Genomic DNA, 17,375 nt, shown 5'->3' with positions numbered 1-17,375 from the left:
GCCGTCGTGTCGCCGCTGGTCGGGTCCAGCCCGCTCGTGATGGCCGTGGTGATGGTGGTCGCCTCGGGCCTGGCGGTGCTGGCGCTCGCCACGCCGGCCCGAGGCGACGACGGTCAGCCCAGCGACCTCGCGAACCCGAGCACGTCCCGGACCGCCTCGGCGTAGACGTCGGGCATCTCCGCCCGGAACATCAGCTCGCCCACGTGGCAGAGCCCGAGGTTGACCTTGCCGATCGACGGGACGCCGGCGGCGAGCAGCGCGCGGTGGTAGGCGACGCCCTCGTCCCGCAGCGGGTCCAGCTCGTTGCACGAGATCACGTGCGGCGGCAGGCCGCGGAGATCCTCGGCCGTGGCGTGGTACGGCCAGCAGGTCGCCTCCACCGCATTGCCGGCCCCCGGGTCGTACACCTCGGCGAGCAGCGGGAACAGGCTGCGGTTGAGCCAGTAGCGGTCGTTCTCGACCAGCGACGGCAGGGACGCCTCTGTCCAGTCGCCGAGGATGTACGGGCACTGCGCGTAGACGCCCGCGATCGCCTCCGCCCAGCCCTCCCGCTTCGCCTTGATCGGCAGGGCCAGCGCGAGGTTGCCGCCGCCGGAGTCGCCGGTGACCACGACGTGCGTGCCGCCGAGCTCGCCGAGGTGGTCGGCCACCCAGCGCAGCCCGGTCGCGCAGTCCTCCAGGCCGGCCGGGAACGGGTGCGGTCCGAGCGCGCCGCCGCCGTTGCGGTACTCCACCCCGACGACGACGGCCCCGGCCGCCGCGAGCTCGTCCCGCCAGCGCGTGTAGAGCGCGCCCTTCGCGGCCAGCATGACCATGCCGCCGCCGTGCACCTGGTAGATCACCGGGAGCGGGCCCTCGCTCCCCTCCGGCCGGTGCACGTGCAGGCCGATCTCGTGGCCGCCCTCGCCGGTGATCGTGCGCAGCTCCGAGGTCACGCCGTGGATCGGCGGCAGGTCCTCGGCGAGCGTGGCGAAGAGCCCCTCGAACCCCTCCTCGACGGCGTCGACGAACTGCAGCAGCGTCTCCCGGCCCACGTCGGGCGTCAGCGGGGCGCCGTCGGCGTGGTCGAGGAGCCCGAGCCGGCCCATCACCGCGACCATCCGCGGATCGGCGCGGGGGTCCGTGCCGATCGTCAGGCCGGGGTCCCCCAGCCGGCCGGGCGGGGTGTGCGGGGTCGACACGTCCGTCGCCATGGGCGCTCTCCTCGTCGAGATCGTCGGTCGCGGTACGAGACACGCTCCCTGTCGCAGCGATGCGACAGAGCTGCCAGGTGTCGCATAGTATGGTGCGCGTCACATCCGGGCGTCAACGGAGGGACCGTGGCCGGAACACCGACGCCGCTGCAGCGGCGCCTCGCCGGGTCCGCCGTCCGTCCCGGCGCGCTCGACGCGTTCCTGCTGGCCCGGCGCCGGTTCCAGGCGGGCGAGCGGATCGACATGCAGGCGCTCGCCGGGGAGCTGGGCGTCAACCGGGCCACGCTCTACCGCTGGGTCGGCTCCCGGGAGCTGCTGCTGTGCGAGGTCGTCTGGTCCCTCACGGAACGCACCCTCCGCCGGGACCCGCCGGCCACCGACGGCACGGGGTCGCGCCTCGCCGCGGTCCTGAGCCGGTTCGTCACCGACACACTCGCCCACCGCGGCATGCGCCGGTTCCTCGAGGAGGAGGGTGAGTGCGCCCTGCGGCTGCTCACGCTGTCGTCGGGCGGTTTCCAGCCCCGTCTGGTCGGCCTGGTCCGCGAGCTGGCCGCGGCGGAGACGGCGGCGGGCCGGCTGGCCAGCCCGATCCCGCTCGACGACCTGGCCTACACCCTGGTGCGCGTGATCGAGTCCTACGTCTACCTGCGCACGATCACCGGGGAGGAGCCGGACGGCACCCGCGCCGCCCGCGTGCTGCAGGCGCTGCTCCCCCGCCCGGCTGATCCGGGTCGCTCGGCCGGACGGACGTAACGGCGGGCGTGATCGGGACGAACGCGATCACGCCGGTCGTCCGGCGTGAGAGGGAGGAGCGGCGTGGCCTATCCCGACGACTATCCCCCGATCGCCGAGCACGGGTTGATCGGGGACCTGCAGACCGCGGCACTGGTGACCACGGACGGCAGCGTCGACTGGTACTGCTGCCCGCGGTTCGACTCGCCGAGCGTGTTCGGCGCGCTGCTGGACCGCCGGCGCGGCGGGTTCTTCCGGATCGCGCCCGACACGGACGGGGAGATCACGCGCCGGCAGTGGTACTTCCACGACACCGCCGTGTTGATGACCCGGTTCATGACGGCCGACGGCGTGGGCGCGCTCTACGACTTCATGCCCGTCCGGGACGGCGCCGCCACCGACCGGCACGAGATCGTCCGGGTGCTGCGCGTGGTCCGCGGGACGATGCGGTTCACCGTGGAGTGCCGGCCGCGCTTCGACTACGGCCGGGCCGGTCACACGACCGAGACCACGGCCGAGGGCGTCGTCTTCCACGGCCCCGACATGGACCTCTGCCTGCACACGGTCGTCGACGGCGGCGGCGCCCTCGACTGGGAGCGCGACGGGCCGGACGTCCGGGCGTCGATCACCCTCTCCGCGGGCCAGTCGGTCGGCACCGTGCTGGAGTCCGGCTCCGGCCTGCAGCCCCGCCGCATCCCGATCGGCGAGGCCGACGAGCGGTTCGACGCCACCGTGGAGTTCTGGCGCACCTGGCTGGAGCGCTCGACCTACGTCGGCCGCTGGCGCGAGACGGTCCACCGCTCGGCCATGTCGCTCAAGCTCATGACCTACGCCCCGACCGGCGCACTCGTCGCCGCCCCCACGGCCGGGCTGCCCGAGCAGGTCGGCGGGGAGCGGAACTGGGACTACCGCTACACCTGGATCCGCGACGCGTCGTTCTCGGTGCACGCCCTGCTCAGCCTCGGCTACACCGACGAGGCCGCGGCCTTCGGGCGCTGGCTGGCGGACCGCGTCGGCGAGCACGACGGCCCCGACGGCAGGCCGCTGCGGATCATGTACCGGGTCGACGGCACCGCCGACCTCACCGAGGAGACCCTCGGCCACCTGGAGGGCTACCGGGGGTCGCGGCCCGTCCGGATCGGCAACGGCGCCGCCGACCAGCTGCAGCTCGACATCGTCGGCGAGGCCCTGGACTCGCTGTACCTGGCCGACCGGCACGCCGTGCGGCTCGACCACCGCGGCTGGCAGGCCGTGCGGGACATGGTGTCGTGGCTCTGCGAGAACTGGGACCGGGTCGACGAGGGCATCTGGGAGACCCGCGGCGGGGCGAAGGACTTCGTCTACGGCCGCCTGATGTCGTGGGTCGCCTTCGACCGGGCGACGCGGATGGCGCGCGAGCGCGCGCTGCCCGGCGACATGCCCGGGTGGACGACGCGGCGGGACGCGATCTACGACCAGGTGATGACCACGGGGTTCGACGCCGGCCGGCGGGCGTTCGTGCAGTACCTCGGCGGCGACGTCCTCGACGCGTCGGTGCTGATGATGCCGCGGGCCGGGTTCGTGGTCCCGAGCGACCCGCTGTGGCACTCCACGCTGGAGGCGATCGACCGGACCCTGGTGTCCGACGGGCTGGTGTTCCGCTACGACCCGTCCGCCTCCCCCGACGGCCTGACCGGCACCGAGGGCACGTTCTCGCTCTGCAGCTTCTGGTACGTCGACGCGCTGGCCCGCTCCGGCCGGCTCGGCGACGCCCGCACCGCCTTCGAGAAGATGCTGACCTACGCCAACCACCTCGGCCTCTACTCGGAGGAGATCGGGGCGACCGGCGAGCAGCTCGGCAACTTCCCGCAGGCCTTCAGCCACCTCGCGCTGATCAGCGCGGCGGTGGACCTCGACCACCAGCTCGACCACGGGCCTGGTCGGGTCGCGCACGCCTCCGGCCCGCACCGGCTCACCTGACGCACGGGAGGACGACGGGATGCAGATCGCGATGATCGGGCTCGGCCGGATGGGCGCCAACATGGTGCGCAGGCTGCTGCGCGCCGGGCACGAGTGCCACGTGTACGACGTCTCCCCCGACGCCGTCGCCGCCCTGGTGGCCGAGGGGGCGCGGGGCGCCGGCTCGCTCGAGGAGCTGGTCGGCGGCCTGGACGCGCCGCGGTCGGTGTGGCTGATGCTGCCCGCCGCGATCACCGGCGACACCGTGACCGCGCTGCTCGGCACGCTCGACGCCGGCGACGCGATCGTCGACGGCGGCAACTCCTCCTACAGGGACGACATCGACCGCGCCGAGCTGGCCGCGGCGAGCGGGATCGACTACGTCGACTGCGGCACCAGCGGCGGGGTGTGGGGGCTCGACCGGGGCTACTGCCTGATGATCGGCGGCCCGGACCGGGCGGTCTCCCGGCTGCGGCCGGTGTTCTCCTCGCTCGCCCCGGGCGTCGCGACCGCCCCGCGCACCCCGGGCCGCAGCGGCGACCCGAGCCCGGCCGAGCAGGGCTGGCTGCACTGCGGCCCGTCCGGCGCCGGGCACTTCGTCAAGATGGTGCACAACGGCATCGAGTACGCCCTGATGGCCGCCTACGCCGAGGGCCTCAACGTCATCCGCAACGCGGGCGCAGGCGTCCGGCCGCCGGAGGCCGACGCCGAGACCGCCCCGCTGCGCGACCCGAAGTACTACCCCTACGACGGCATCGACCTCTCCGAGGTCGCCGAGGTGTGGCGGCGCGGCAGCGTGATCGGGTCGTGGCTGCTCGACCTCACCGCCGAGGCGCTGCAGCAGGACCCGGGCCTGGAGCAGTTCGCGGGCCGGGTGTCGGACTCCGGCGAGGGACGCTGGACGTCGATCGCCGCGATCGAGGAGGGCGTGTCCGCGCCGCTGCTCACCGCCGCGCTCTACAGCCGCTTCGCCTCCCGCGGCAGCGAGCTGTTCGCCGACAAGGTCGAGTCCGCCCAACGGCTGGAGTTCGGCGGGCACGTCGAGAAGACGGGTGGCCCGGCGTGACCGCTCGGCAGGGGGACGTCCTGGTCCTCTTCGGCATCACCGGCGACCTCGCCAAGAAGATGATCATCCCGGCGCTGTACCGGCTGGTCGGACGCGGCGAGCTGACCGTGCCGGTCATCGGCGTCGCGCTGACCGACTGGGACGACGACCGGCTCCGCGCGCACATGGCCGACTGCGTCCGGGCCGCGGTGGACGAGGTCGACGAGTCCGCGCTGCAGCGGCTGCAGGCCTCGACGCACCTGGTGGCGGGGAACTACACCGACCCGGCCGTGTTCAGCCGCCTCGCCGACGCGATCACCGCGGAGGCCGGGCCGACGGCCTTCGCGGTGCACTACCTCGCCGTGCCGCCCTCGCTGTTCGGCACGGTGGCGGACGGGCTGGCCGGGGTCGGCCTGCACACCCGGTCGCGGCTCGTCGTCGAGAAGCCGTTCGGGCGCGACCTCGCCTCGGCGCGGCAGCTGCAGGCCCTGCTCGCGAAGCACTACCCGGAGGACCGGATCTTCCGGGTGGACCACTTCCTCGGCAAGGAGCCGGTGGAGGACCTGCTGGTGCTGCGGTTCGCGAACACGCTGCTGGAACCGCTGTGGAGCCGGCAGTGGATCGACCGGTTCGAGATCACCATGGCCGAGGACTTCGACGTCGCCGACCGCGGCTCGTTCTACGACGCCGTGGGCACGGTGCGCGACGTCGTTCAGAACCACCTGCTGCAGGTCATGGCCTACCTGCTCATGGACGCCCCGCTCTCCGACGCCGCGGACGACCAGCGCGACGCCAAGTTCCGGCTGCTGCGCGCCGTGCGCCGGCTCGACGCCGGCGCCGTGGTCCGCGGGCGGTACGACGGTTACCTCGACACCCCGGGCGTCGCGCCGGACTCGACCACCGAGACGTTCGTCGCCGCCACCTTCCACGTCGACGACTGGCGGTGGGCCGGGGTGCCGGTGTACCTGCGGGCCGGCAAGGCGCTGCCGGACACGCTGCTCGACATCGTCGCCGTGCTGCGGCCGCCGCCGCGCGCACTCTTCTCCGGCGGCGCCGGCACGATGCAGCCGGACCGGATCCGGCTGCGCCTGCAGCCCCGGGCCGGCGTCACGATCACGCTGCTCGCCAAGCAGCCGGGCCGCGGGGACGTGCCGGCCGAGATCCCGCTCGCCGTCGACTTCCGGGAGGTGCTCGGGCCCGTCCACGCCCCCTACGAGCGGATCTTCGCCGACGCGCTGGCCGGCGACCCGGCGCACTTCGCCCGGATGGACACCATCGAGCAGGCCTGGCGGATCGTCGAGCCGATCCTCGACCCCGCGACACCGCCGGCGCCGTACCCCCGGGGCTCGTGGGGGCCCGAGGCGGCCGAGCGGCTGCCCGGCCCCGAGGGCTGGGTGCCGCTCCCGCCCGCGGCACCCTCGACCCCGCCCACGACACCGGCCCCGCAGGCCGCACCGGAGGGGGCCCTCGCCCGGTGAGGCGGCCCGCCGGACCGGCCCTGCGCCGGTCGATCCGGGTGTCGGTGCCCGCGCTCGTCGGCTTCTACGGCGGCCTGTACGGGCTGGGCGACTCGGTCGTCGCGATCTACGCGCTGTTCACGGTGATCGCGCTCGGCGCGCTGTCCGAGGTCACCGGCTCGCCCGACCGGCGGCTGCGGACGTTCCTGGGCGCTGCCGCGGCCGGGGTGGTGCTCGTCAGCCTCGGCACCCTGCTGGCCGTCTCGACCTGGGCCGCGGCGGCGGGGATGCTCGTCGTCGGGTTCGTGGTCGCCTACGCCGGGACGGGCGGGCCGCGGGTGGTCGGCGTGGCCAACGGGCTGCTGCTGCTCTACGTGCTCCCGTGCTTCCCACCGTTCCAGCCGGACACGCTCGACCAACGGCTGCTCGGGCTGGTGCTGGGAGCCGCGCTGCTGATCGTCTGCGACCGCTGGCTGCTGCCCCGGTCCGTGCCCACGCCGGTACCGGACCGGATGGCGGTCCTCGCCGACGAGGTCGCGGGGTTCGCCGGCGCGCTGGCGAACTCGCTCCGGGTCCCGGCGCGGACGGCACCGGAGCTCGCCCGGCAGCGCGAGGTGCTGGATTCGGCGGAGGACCTGCGGATCACCAAGCTCGCCCGGGAGGAACGGCCCCTCGGGCCCGGGCGCCGCGACCGCAGCCTGCTCGCGACCGCCGCCGCGATCCGGGCGGCGGCGGACCGGTCGGTCGCCCTGGCGGACCTGCTGTCCGCGCCCGGCGAGCCGCCGCACCCGCGGACCGCGGACCTCGTCGCGGAGTCCGGGCACGTCCTCCACGGGGTCGCCCGCACCCTGCAGGCCGGTCGGCAGGCGCTGCCGGTCGACGTCATCGGACTCGACGCCGTGCTCGCCGCCCACGGCGCCGCCCGCACCCCCGGACCGGCGACGACGCTGCGGGCCGGGCTCGCCGCCGTCGCCCTCGCCGAGGACTCCCGGCTCGCCGCGCTGGCCGTGTCCGGTTGGTCCGGCGCGCCCCGGCCGGCGCCCGCGGACACACCGCCGATGCTGTGGTTCCTGCACGCCGGGCGGGCGGAGCTGTGGGGGCGGCGGCTGCGGGCGCACCTCACCCCGCGCTCGGTCTACCTGCAGAACGCCGTCCGCCTCGCGCTCGGTCTGGCCGTCGCGCGGGTCGTGGCCGGGGTGTTCGACCTGCAGCACGGCTTCTGGGTCCTGCTGGCGACGCTCAGCCTGATGCGCACGTCGGCGTCGGCGGACCGGCCGGTGCTGGTCCGGGCCTTCGCCGGCACGATCGTCGGCGCGGTGCTCGCCGCCGGGGTACTGGTCCTCGTCGGCGACCATCGCGCGGTCTACGTCTGGCTGCTCCCGGTCGTCATGGTCGCGACGTTCGCCGCCGGCCCGCTGCTGGGCCTCGCCGCCGGGCAGGCGGGGTTCACGGTGCTGGTCGCCGCACTGTTCGCGCAGCTCGCGCCGCCGACCTGGCAGCTGGCCGAGGTCCGGCTCGTCGACGTGCTGGTGGGCGGGGTGATCGGCGCGGTGATCGGCGCGGCGGTGTGGCCGCGGGGCGGCGGCGGGGAGGTCCGGCGGGTGGCCGCCGACGCCCTGCGGGCGGTGGCCGACGACGCCGAGGCCGTCGCCGCGGTGCTGAGCCGGTCCCCCGTCGCGGACGCCGACGAGCCCGACCGCCTGCACACCACCGCGGTCCTGCTCGAGCACGCCTACGTCCAGTACCGGACCGAGCCGATGCCGCACGGCGCCGCGGGCCCGGACTGGCTGGCCGTCGTGCTCGTGGTGCACCGGCTCGACTCCTACGCCGGCGCCCTCCGCGAGCGCCATCCCGCGCTGCTGACCGTCCGCTCCGGCCCGGCCGATCCCGACGCGGACGCGCTGCGCGAGGCGGCCGCCGACGTCGCACGGGCCTACCGGCGCACCGCCGACGCCGTCGCCGAGGACCGGGTGCCGGAGGGTCTCGCCGAGGAGTGCCGGGGCCGGTTCCCGCCGGTCCCGGCCGAGGGCGACTCCCGGCTGCTCGACGGCTGGGGGTGGCTGCACGCGCTGTGCGACAACCTCGCCCGCGTCCGGCGTGCCCTGGCCGGCGACGCCGGACCGCCCGTCACCAGCGATCCTCCCGGGTCCACGCGGGACGCCAGCCGATCCAGCGCGGCATCGCGACGACGGCCACCAGACTGATCACCGCGGTCAGGGCCAGGTAGCCCGCGGCCCACCAGGGGCCGCCCGACCCCGCGGCGAGCAGGCCGGTGAGGAAGACCGGGGTGAGACCGGACGCGTAGATCCCGGAGCCCTGGAAGACCAGCGACATCCCGGTGTAGCGGACGTCGGTGTCGAACAGCTCGGCGAAGAGCGTGGACTCCGCGCCGGTCATGAACGCGTAGAACACTCCGAGCTGCACCAGGATCACCACGACGACCAGCCAGGTGATCCCGGTCTGCAGGGCCAGGAAGGACGGCACGACCGTGATCCCGAACCCGGCCACGCCCGCCCCGAACACCGGGCGCCGGCCGAACCGGTCCGCCAGCACCCCGGCGAGCGGGGTCAGCAGGGCCATCAGCACCGCTCCGGCCGTCACGGCGAGCAGCACGACGATCTTGTCGACCTTCACCGTGGCCGTCGCGTAGGTGACCACGAAGACGCCCCAGGTGTTGAACGCCGCGCCCTCGGCCCAGCGGGCGAGCAGGCCGGCGACCAGGCCGCGGCGGTGCCCGCGGGTGCGGAACACCTCGACGACCGGCACCTTCGCCGTCGCGCCGGACTCGCGCAGCCGGCGGAACTCCGGGGTCTCCAGCACGGCCAGCCGCACGAGGAGCCCGACCGCCACCAGCACCACGCTGATCAGGAACGCGATCCGCCAGCCGATGCGCAGGAACGTCTCGTCGTCGAGCACCTCGCCGAGCAGCGCGAACACCCCGGTGCCCAGCGCGAGCCCCAGCCCGAGGCCGATCTGCGGGACGCTGCCGAACCGCGCCCGCTTCCCCGGCGGCGCGTTCTCCACCGCGAGCAGCACGGCACCGCCCCACTCCCCGCCGACGGCGAGACCCTGCAGCACCCGCAGGACGACGAGCAGCACCGGCGCCGCGATCCCGATCGTCGCGTACGAGGGCAGCAGCCCGATCAGCGCGGTGGCCGCGCCCATCAGCACCATCGTCGCGACGAGCGTCCGCTTGCGGCCCAGCCGGTCCCCGATGTGCCCGAACAGCACCCCGCCGACCGGCCTCGCGACGAACCCGACGGCGAAGGTGCCGAAGGCCAGCAGCGTGCCGGCCACCTCGTTCCCGACCGGGAAGAAGAGCTGCGGGAAGACCAGCCCGGCGGCGGTGGCGTAGAGGAAGAAGTCGTACCACTCGACGGTGGTGCCGACGAGGCTCGCGAGGAGGACGGTGCGCGGCCGGGTGGTCGACGCCGGGCGGGTGTCGACCGTCGCGCTCACCGGCGACCCTCCAGCGAGGCGAAGGGCACGGTCCGGGCCGCGTCGGTCGTCACGCCGCCACCCGCGGGCGGCTCCCAGAGGCCGCGGCGCCGGAGGATCGGCATCACGCCCTCCCCCATCCACCACGCCTCCTCGAGGTGCGGGTAGCCGGAGAGCACGAACTCGTCGATGCCGGCCTCGTGGTACTCGCTCATCCGGTCGGCGACCTCGGTGTGGCTGCCGACCAGCGCGGTGCCCGCGCCGCCGCGGACCAGGCCGACGCCCGCCCACAGGTTCGGCGCGATCTCCAGGCTCTTCGCGGTGCCGCCGTGGACGCCGTTGTGCAGGGCGCGCATCCGCCGCTGCCCCTCGGACTCGCTGGCTGCGAGCCCGGCCTGCACCTTCTCGATCGTCGCCGGGTCCAGCGCGGTGAGCAGCGACTCCGCCTGCGTCCAGGCCTGGTCGGCGGTGTCCCGCGTGATCACGTGCAGCCGGATGCCGAAGCGCACGGTGCGGCCCCGGTCGGCGGCCAGCTTGCGGATCCACTCGATCTTCTCGGCGACCTGCGCCGGCGGCTCGCCCCACGTCAGGTAGACGTCGGCGTGCTCGGCGGCCACCTCGCCCGCGACCGGCGAGGACCCGCCGAAGTAGACGGGTGGTACCGGCTCGGGCAGCCGGTCGAGGAACGCGCCCTCGACGTGCACGTGCCCGCCGTCGAGGTCCACGGTCTCGCCGCGCCACAACGCGCGCACGACCTGCAGGAACTCGCGGGTCCGGGCGTAGCGGCCGTCCTTGTCGAGGAAGTCGCCGTAGGCGCGCTGCTCCTTCGACTCGCCGCCGGTCACGACGTTGAGCAGCAGCCGGCCGCCGGAGTGGCGCTGGTAGGTCGCGGCCTGCTGGGCGGCCAGCGTCGGCGAGATCGAGCCGGGCCGGAAGGCGACCAGGAACTTCAGCCGCTCGGTGTGTGCGACCAGCATCGCGGTCGTCAGCCAGGCGTCCTCGCACCAGGCGCCGGTCGGGGTGAGCGCGCCGGTGAAGCCGACCTGCTCGGCCGCGCGGGCGACCTGGGTCAGGTACGGGAGCGACGCCGGCCGGATCGACCCGGCGGAGCCGGTGCCGACGCCGTGGCCGCCGCCGACGAGCTGGCGGCCGTCGCCGTTGGTGGGCAGGAACCAGTGCAGGGTGAGCGGGGGCATGCGGGGTCCTTCGAGGGAGGCGGAGCGGTGCGGACGTCGGGGCGAGGTCAGGCCGGACAGACCGCGGACCGGATCCGGCCGAGGTCGACCCACCGACGTCGGGTCAGCTCGCTCCCTCCCATGCCCCGACACCAGCACGACCGCGTCGCCGGGGCAAGCCGGCGGCGGCGTGGTGTGACCGACTCCCGTACCGCTCTCCTCCACGGGTGATCACGGTTTCGCATCGAAACGACAACCCGTGATTAGGAGATCCGTCCTCTGCCGACAGTGCGTGTGGGGGCGCGACACTGTGGAGGAAACGGAACACAATGATCATTCTCGGTCTGATCCTGCTGGTGCTGGGATTCCTGCTGAAGATCTCCCTGCTGTGGATCCTCGGGATCATCCTGCTGGTCGTCGGCGCGGTCCTGGCGATCCTCGGTACCGCCGGCCGGGCGGTCGGTGGGCGTAAGCACTATTTCTAGGAGCCCTGCTCCTTCTCGGGCCCGGGCTTCCGGGGTCACCTCGCGGCCGTGCCGACGCCCCGTGCGCCGGCACGGCCGCGGTGTGTCACCACCCGCTCCTCCGGCGCCGGTCTCCTCTGGACCTCCGCACACCGTGAGTGGCAATAGTCGCTATCACGACTATCGCCACTCACAGGGGTAGGAGCGACGCTTCAGGTGGTCCGCCACCACCTCGGCGCCGAGGCAGGATGAGGGGAGCAGGAGAAGGGAGTCGGCGGTGAACCTCGCGGTCGGTGCGATCGCCTTCGTGTGGCTGGGCATGGTGCTCGCGCTGTCGTTCCTGGAGGCGCCCCTGAAGTTCCGCGCCCCCGGCATCACGGTGCCGCTGGGCCTCGGCATCGGGCGGCTCGTGTTCCGGGCACTGAACATCGTCGAGGTCGTGCTGCTCCTGGGGATCGGGGTCGCTCTGCTCGCCGGGCCGCGGTCCGCGCCGATCCTCTGGACGACGGCCGCGGTCGCCCTCCTGCTCGTCGTCCAGCTCGCCGCGATCCGGCCCGCGCTCACCGCCCGCACCCGCCGCGTCCTCGCCGGCGACCCGCACACCGGCTCGCGGGCCCACCTCGCCTACATCGCCCTGGAGGTCGTCAAGGTCGGCGGGCTCGTCGTGCTCGGCCTCGCCGCGTTCGCCGTCATCTAGGCCGCACGTCGAGCTGCAACTGCTCGAACCGGCCGTCGACGTAGCAGAAGTCGCCGTCGTCGAGATGCCACACCGCCCGCGCCCGGGTGGGGAGCAGGTGCCCGGCGACGCACTCCCAGCCGTCGACCGGCGTGGTCCAGCGGGCCCGGACCGGTCCGGAGGGCAGGGCGAGGTACCGGTCCGTGGTGGAGACGTCCACGAGCCGGCCCAGCTGGTCGACCGTCAGCCGGACGGTGACGGTCAGGCCCGAGTCGACGACCGTGACGTCGAACGACGAGTCGTCGACCGGGCTCCAGGTCGCGGCGGGGGTGAGGAGCATGGCCGGGGCGAGGAGGCAGGCGTCGTCGACCCAGGTGGCGAGCTCGCCGAGGTCGAACTCCGGCCCCCGCCCGTCGGCGACGGGGACCAGGCCGAGCAGCGTGCCCCGCATCCGCCCGTGCCCGCCGACATAGGTGTCCATGCCGAGCATCGGGACGACGCCGGCGACCCGCAGCCGCATGACGAACACTCGGGCGACGGGGTCGGCGAGGTTGTACTGCCAGGCGACGCACGGCAACCGACCCCCGGTGCGCCGCACACGGAACCGGGCGCGGAGCCGGACACGGAAGGACCGCGGGCGCGGCCGGCCCGGCACGCCCATCGCCCGCAGGTACCGCTGCGCCGGCTCGGGCAGGCCCGCCAGGTCCGCCGCGGTCACCGCCGGGCGCTCGGCCGGGTCCCAGGGCAGCGCCAGGGCACGGACGGCCCGGTCGAGTCGCCGCAGCGCCACCTCACCCCTCCCAGTCCGGCCCCCGCCGCAGCAGCGCGTGGGCCGCGATCCCGACGCCCGCGAGGAGCACGAGGATCAGGGCGAACGCGGGGACGTCGCCGACGGTCCGCACCAGGACCGCCCCCACGATCGCCCCGACGAGCAGGCTGAGCACCGCCGACGCCCGCCGCAGGACCGCCTCCCGGGTCGAATGCGTGCGGTCCGCGACGAGCCCCGTCATCGACATCCCGACGACGCTGGTGGTGAGGTCCGGGACGGCGATCCGCCGGCCCACCGCGTTCTGCAGGCCCATCGCCACGGCCGCGATCACGGCCGTCGCCAGGGTCGAGGCGGAGTCGACCACCGGCGGGTGCACGACCACCAGGACCAGGCAGACCGCCAGCAGCACCCACTCGATCAGGACCGCGGCCCGCAGCAGCGCACCCCGCCCGTCGACCCTGTCGATGAGGAACCCCGCCGCCGTCGCGCCGGCCAGGAACCCCACCAGCGCGGCCAGCGAGGTGCGGAGGGAGAACCCCGGCGTACCCGCGATGGCGAAACCGGTGATCACGACGTTACCGGTCATGTTGGCCACGAAGACCCGGCCGAGGGTGAGCAGGCTGATCGCGTCGATGACCCCGGTGACCGTGGTGAGGACGAGCAGCAGCACGGGGAGGGACCCGTGGCGCTCCCCGGCGAGGAGCAACCGCGGGCCGGCCGTCATACGGACGAGTGAAGCAGCCCCGCGCCGCACGCGGAAGGGTCAGGCCCGCGGACCCCGGCGCACCAGGGAACCGATCAGCGGCACCAGCACCAGCACCCGGCCGAGCGGGCCGCCCGCCGGACGCGGCCCACGCCGAGGGCCGCTCAGGTCCTTCAGTATCCGCGCCACCCGCGCCACCGCCTCCCGACGTCTCGGCATCGAGCGTCGGGGCGCCGCCGGTAGCCCGCAAGTCGATCTTGTCGGTTCTCGCTGCCCCACGCGCCTATCTGTCCCGCGCACTTACTCCGCAAGGGCGCCGCCGCTACAACGGTGATCTCCTTCCGCACGTCGGCTCGGCGGCGCAACGACCGCTGCCTCTGGGGGTGACCGCGATGTCAGCACCGACCACGGGGACCGGCCCCGCGGAGGCGGCCGAGGAGGCCCCCGTCCACATCCTCTGGATCAACGCCGGGCTGAGCTGCGACGGCGACTCGGTCGCCCTCACCGCCGCCACCCAGCCCACCATCGAGGAGATCGCCCTCGGTGCGCTTCCCGGCCTGCCGAAGGTCGCCGTGCACTGGCCGCTGATCGACTTCGACAACGGGCCGGTCGGCGGCACGAACGACTTCATCGAGTGGTTCTTCAAGGCCGAGCGCGGCGAGCTCGAGCCGTTCGTGCTCGTCGTCGAGGGGTCGATCCCCAACGAGGCGATCAAGCCCGAGGGCTACTGGTGCGGTTTCGGCAACAACCCCCTCACCGGCCAGCCGATGACGACGAGCGAGTGGCTGGACCGGCTGGCACCGAAGGCCCTCGCGGTCCTCGCCGCGGGCACCTGCGCCACCTACGGCGGCATCCACGCGATGGCCGGCAACCCCACCGGCGCGATGGGTGTGCCCGACTACCTCGGCTGGGACTGGAAGTCGAAGGCCGGCATCCCGATCGTCTGCGTCCCCGGCTGCCCGACTCACCCGGACAACCTCTCCGAGACCATCCTCTACCTGCTCTACCAGGCCACCGGCGCCGCACCGATGATCCCCCTCGACGACGCCCTGCGCCCCACCTGGCTGTTCGGCAGGACCGTGCACGAGGGCTGCGACCGGGGCGGCTACTACGAGCAGGGCGAGTTCGCGACCGAGTACGGCCAGCCGACGTGCCTGGTCAAGCTCGGCTGCTGGGGCCCGGTCGTGAAGTGCAACGTCCCGAAGCGGGGCTGGATCAACGGCGTCGGCGGTTGCCCGAACGTCGGCGGGATCTGCATCGGCTGCACCATGCCGGGCTTCCCGGACAAGTTCATGCCGTTCATGGACGCCCCGCCCGGGAGCCTCGTCTCCGGCACGGCCAGCAAGGCCTACGGCGGCGTGATCCGCAAGCTGCGCGCAATCACCGAGAGGAAGCTCGACGCCGAGCCGAAGTGGCGGCACCGCGGCGAGGAGCTCACCACCGGCTACCGGAAGGCCTGGTGACCGACGTGACCGCCACCGAACCCCGCATCGCGCCGGAGGGGACCACCGGACTGACCGAGATGGCGTGGGACCCGATCACCCGCATCGTCGGCAGCCTCGGGATCTACACGAAGATCGACTTCTCGCAGAAGCGCGTGGCGGAGTGCCACTCGACGTCGTCGATCTTCCGCGGCTACTCGATCTTCATGAAGGGCAAGGACCCGCGCGACGCCCACTTCATCACCAGCCGGATCTGCGGCATCTGCGGCGACAACCACGCCACCTGCTCGGTCTACAACCAGAACATGGCCTACGGGGTGCGCCCGCCGCACCTCGGCGAGTGGATCATCAACCTCGGCGAGGCCGCCGAGTACATGTTCGACCACAACATCTTCCAGGAGAACCTGGTCGGGGTGGACTACTGCGAGAAGATGGTCTCGGAGACCAACCCCGGGGTGCTCGAGCTGGCGGACCGCACCGAGGCGCCGCACGCGGGCGACCACGGCTACCGGACCGTCGGCGACCTCATGCGGGCGCTCAACCCGTTCACCGGCGAGTTCTACCGCGAGGCGCTGCAGGTCAGCCGGTACACCCGCGAGATGTTCTGCCTCATGGAGGGCAGGCACGTCCACCCGTCGACGCTCTACCCCGGCGGCGTCGGCACGCACGCCACGATCCAGCTGTTCACCGACTACTACACGCGCCTGATGCGGTACGTGGAGTTCATGAAGAAGGTCGTCCCGATGCACGACGACCTGTGGGACTTCATGTACGAGGCCCTGCCGGGCTACGAGGAGGTCGGCCGGCGGCGCGTGCTGCTCGGCTGCTGGGGCTCCCTCAACGACCCGGAGCACTGCGACTTCGACTACCGGCACATGACGGACTGGGGCCGGAAGATGTTCGTGACGCCCGGCGTCGTCGTCGACGGGGAGCTGGTCACCAACGACCTCGTGCGGATCAACCTCGGCATCCGGATCCTGCTGGGGCACAGTTTCTACCGGGACTGGGAGGACCAGGAGACCTTCGTGACGCACGACCCGCTGGGCAACCCGGTGGACCGGCGGCACCCGTGGAACCAGCACACCATCCCGGCACCGCAGAAGCGCGACTTCGACGACAAGTACTCCTGGACGATGTCGCCGCGCTGGTTCGACGGCACCGACCACCTGCCGCTCGACACCGGCGGCGGTCCCCTCGCCCGGCTCTGGGCGACCGCATTGTCCGGTCTGGTCGACTGCGGGTTCGTGAAGTCGACCGGGCACAGCGTGCAGATCAACCTGCCGCGCACGGCGCTCAGGCCCGAGGTGGGCTTCGAGTGGAGGCCTCCGACGGACGAGCAGGGCAGGCCGCTGTCCAACGCGATCGAGCGCAACCGCGCCCGCACCTACTTCCAGGCCTACTCCGCCGCCGTCGCGCTGCACTTCGTGGAGCAGGCGCTCGCCGAGGTCCGCGCGGGCAACACGAAGACCTGGGAGAAGTTCACGGTCCCCGAGGACGCGAACAGCTGCGGCTTCACCGAGGCGGTCCGCGGCGTGCTCAGCCACCACATGGTCATCCGCGGCGGGAAGATCGCGAACTACCACCCGTACCCGCCGACGCCGTGGAACGGCAGCGTCCGCGACACCTACGGCACCCCCGGCCCGTACGAGGACGCCGTGCAGAACACGCCGATCTTCGAGGAGAACGGGCGGGAGAACTTCAAGGGCATCGACATCATGCGCACGGTCCGCAGCTTCGACCCGTGCCTGCCCTGCGGCGTGCACATGTACCTCGGCGGCGGGAAGGAACTGCACAAGACGCACTCCCCCGGCTCGTTGAACGTCCTGTAGGGACGGTCGAGATGGGCGACTGGGACCCGGCGCGGGTCGCCGAACGTCTGGAGGAGGTGCTCGACCGGCTCGATCCACGCACCCGCCCGGCCGGCGAGGAACTCGTCCGGCTGCTGATGCAGCTCTACGGGGCGGGGCTGGAGCAGGTCGTCACGGTGGCGCGGGCCGCGGGCGGCGACGCGCTGGTGCACCGCCTGGCGGCGGACCCCCTGGTGGGGGGCCTGCTCGCGCTGCACGACCTGCATCCGGTGGAGCTGCGGGTGCGGGTGGAGCAGGCCATGGGCGTCGCCGCGCGCAAGCTCGGCTCCCACGGCGGCGACGTCGAGCTCCTCGGCATCGACCCGGATGGCACCGTCCGGGTCGCGGTGCCGGCGAACGGCTGCGGCACCGGGACGATGCGCGAGATCGTCGCCGACGAGGTCGCGGCCGCGGCGCCGGACACGGCCGGGGTCGCGGTCGGCCAACCCCACCCCCGCCCGCGCCACCGGCAGAACCGGGTCCGCGGGGGTGGGTC

15 protein-coding genes are annotated in these 17,375 nt (G+C 73.7%); 10 read left to right on the top strand and 5 right to left on the bottom strand.

The window, feature by feature from the left end; all coding sequences use genetic code 11:
• Positions 1-113 precede the first annotated feature (113 nt).
• Positions 114-1,193, bottom strand: coding sequence for an alpha/beta hydrolase fold domain-containing protein (locus tag AB0B41_RS13830; protein ID WP_358202659.1), 1,080 nt, complete (start codon positions 1,191-1,193; stop codon positions 114-116).
• A gap of 126 nt (positions 1,194-1,319) precedes the next feature.
• On the opposite strand from AB0B41_RS13830, the gene AB0B41_RS13825 reads away from it, so the two are divergent.
• The 5 genes from AB0B41_RS13825 to AB0B41_RS13805 all read left to right on the top strand — a co-directional run bounded on the left by AB0B41_RS13825 (position 1,320) and on the right by AB0B41_RS13805 (position 8,569).
• A complete protein-coding gene (locus AB0B41_RS13825; protein ID WP_358202657.1) occupies positions 1,320-1,946 on the top strand; it encodes a QsdR family transcriptional regulator in 627 nt (208 codons plus the stop codon).
• 63 nt (positions 1,947-2,009) lie between these two features.
• Positions 2,010-3,884: a glycoside hydrolase family 15 protein gene (locus AB0B41_RS13820; RefSeq protein ID WP_358202655.1), complete on the top strand. Its 1,875-nt coding sequence runs from the start codon at positions 2,010-2,012 to the stop codon at positions 3,882-3,884.
• Between the two features lie 19 nt (positions 3,885-3,903).
• Positions 3,904-4,929 carry a phosphogluconate dehydrogenase (NAD(+)-dependent, decarboxylating) gene (gnd, locus tag AB0B41_RS13815; RefSeq protein ID WP_358202652.1) on the top strand — a complete coding sequence of 342 codons (1,026 nt, stop codon included), beginning with the start codon at positions 3,904-3,906 and terminating at the stop codon, positions 4,927-4,929.
• Positions 4,926-6,386 carry a glucose-6-phosphate dehydrogenase gene (zwf, locus tag AB0B41_RS13810; RefSeq protein WP_358202650.1) on the top strand — a complete coding sequence of 487 codons (1,461 nt, stop codon included), beginning with the start codon at positions 4,926-4,928 and terminating at the stop codon, positions 6,384-6,386. The genes gnd and zwf overlap by 4 nt, the downstream gene beginning before the upstream one ends.
• Positions 6,383-8,569, top strand: a complete 2,187-nt coding sequence (locus AB0B41_RS13805; RefSeq protein WP_358202648.1) for an FUSC family protein — start codon at positions 6,383-6,385, stop codon at positions 8,567-8,569. The genes zwf and AB0B41_RS13805 overlap by 4 nt, the downstream gene beginning before the upstream one ends.
• Here the strand turns inward: AB0B41_RS13805 and AB0B41_RS13800 are convergent.
• Positions 8,493-9,824, bottom strand: coding sequence for an MFS transporter (locus tag AB0B41_RS13800; RefSeq protein WP_358202645.1), 1,332 nt, complete (start codon positions 9,822-9,824; stop codon positions 8,493-8,495). The two genes, AB0B41_RS13805 and AB0B41_RS13800, sit on opposite strands and share 77 nt — an antisense overlap.
• Positions 9,821-10,999 (bottom strand): LLM class flavin-dependent oxidoreductase, encoded by a 1,179-nt coding sequence (locus AB0B41_RS13795; protein WP_358202643.1) that lies wholly within the window; start codon positions 10,997-10,999, stop codon positions 9,821-9,823. The genes AB0B41_RS13800 and AB0B41_RS13795 overlap by 4 nt, the downstream gene beginning before the upstream one ends.
• 308 nt (positions 11,000-11,307) lie before the next feature.
• On the opposite strand from AB0B41_RS13795, the gene AB0B41_RS13790 reads away from it, so the two are divergent.
• Positions 11,308-11,463, top strand: coding sequence for a DUF6131 family protein (locus AB0B41_RS13790; RefSeq protein ID WP_358202641.1), 156 nt, complete (start codon positions 11,308-11,310; stop codon positions 11,461-11,463).
• 298 nt (positions 11,464-11,761) lie between these two features.
• The gene (locus tag AB0B41_RS13785; protein ID WP_358202724.1) at positions 11,762-12,139 is read left to right on the top strand and encodes a hypothetical protein; all 378 of its coding nucleotides are present in this window, start codon (positions 11,762-11,764) and stop codon (positions 12,137-12,139) included.
• Here the strand turns inward: AB0B41_RS13785 and AB0B41_RS13780 are convergent.
• Positions 12,132-12,908, bottom strand: coding sequence for a DUF6544 family protein (locus AB0B41_RS13780; protein WP_358202638.1), 777 nt, complete (start codon positions 12,906-12,908; stop codon positions 12,132-12,134). The genes AB0B41_RS13785 and AB0B41_RS13780 overlap by 8 nt on opposite strands.
• 1 nt (position 12,909) lies before the next feature.
• Positions 12,910-13,611: a YoaK family protein gene (locus AB0B41_RS13775; RefSeq protein ID WP_358202636.1), complete on the bottom strand. Its 702-nt coding sequence runs from the start codon at positions 13,609-13,611 to the stop codon at positions 12,910-12,912.
• Between the two features lie 371 nt (positions 13,612-13,982).
• Here AB0B41_RS13775 and AB0B41_RS13770 point away from each other — a divergent pair, with 371 nt between their 5' ends.
• From AB0B41_RS13770 to AB0B41_RS13760, 3 genes are all read left to right on the top strand, one after another.
• The gene (locus AB0B41_RS13770) at positions 13,983-15,053 is read left to right on the top strand and encodes a hydrogenase expression protein HypE (RefSeq protein ID WP_358202634.1); all 1,071 of its coding nucleotides are present in this window, start codon (positions 13,983-13,985) and stop codon (positions 15,051-15,053) included.
• A 59-nt stretch (positions 15,054-15,112) separates the two neighbouring features.
• Positions 15,113-16,861 (top strand): nickel-dependent hydrogenase large subunit, encoded by a 1,749-nt coding sequence (locus tag AB0B41_RS13765; RefSeq protein WP_358202722.1) that lies wholly within the window; start codon positions 15,113-15,115, stop codon positions 16,859-16,861.
• An 11-nt stretch (positions 16,862-16,872) separates the two neighbouring features.
• A partial coding sequence (locus AB0B41_RS13760; protein WP_358202631.1) for a hypothetical protein occupies positions 16,873-17,375 on the top strand: 503 nt, incomplete at its 3' end.

The sequence above is a fragment of the Pseudonocardia sp. NPDC049154 genome (genome assembly GCF_040648315.1).
Lineage (GTDB): Bacteria > Actinomycetota > Actinomycetes > Mycobacteriales > Pseudonocardiaceae > Pseudonocardia.
Note: the sequence above shows the minus strand (reverse complement) of the source record. Positions and strands in the feature narration are given on the sequence as shown.

Excerpts from the sequence above, each read along its gene's own strand:
- AB0B41_RS13830 (WP_358202659.1), bottom strand. The coding sequence starts at position 1,193 with ATGGCGACGGACGTGTCGACCCCGCACACCCCGCCCGGCCGGCTGGGG.
- gnd (WP_358202652.1), top strand. The coding sequence starts at position 3,904 with ATGCAGATCGCGATGATCGGGCTCGGCCGGATGGGCGCCAACATGGTG.
- AB0B41_RS13795 (WP_358202643.1), bottom strand. The coding sequence starts at position 10,999 with ATGCCCCCGCTCACCCTGCACTGGTTCCTGCCCACCAACGGCGACGGC.
- AB0B41_RS13790 (WP_358202641.1), top strand. The coding sequence starts at position 11,308 with ATGATCATTCTCGGTCTGATCCTGCTGGTGCTGGGATTCCTGCTGAAG.
- AB0B41_RS13785 (WP_358202724.1), top strand. The coding sequence starts at position 11,762 with ATGGTGCTCGCGCTGTCGTTCCTGGAGGCGCCCCTGAAGTTCCGCGCC.
- AB0B41_RS13775 (WP_358202636.1), bottom strand. The coding sequence starts at position 13,611 with ATGACGGCCGGCCCGCGGTTGCTCCTCGCCGGGGAGCGCCACGGGTCC.
- AB0B41_RS13770 (WP_358202634.1), top strand. The coding sequence starts at position 13,983 with ATGTCAGCACCGACCACGGGGACCGGCCCCGCGGAGGCGGCCGAGGAG.
- AB0B41_RS13765 (WP_358202722.1), top strand. The coding sequence starts at position 15,113 with ATGGCGTGGGACCCGATCACCCGCATCGTCGGCAGCCTCGGGATCTAC.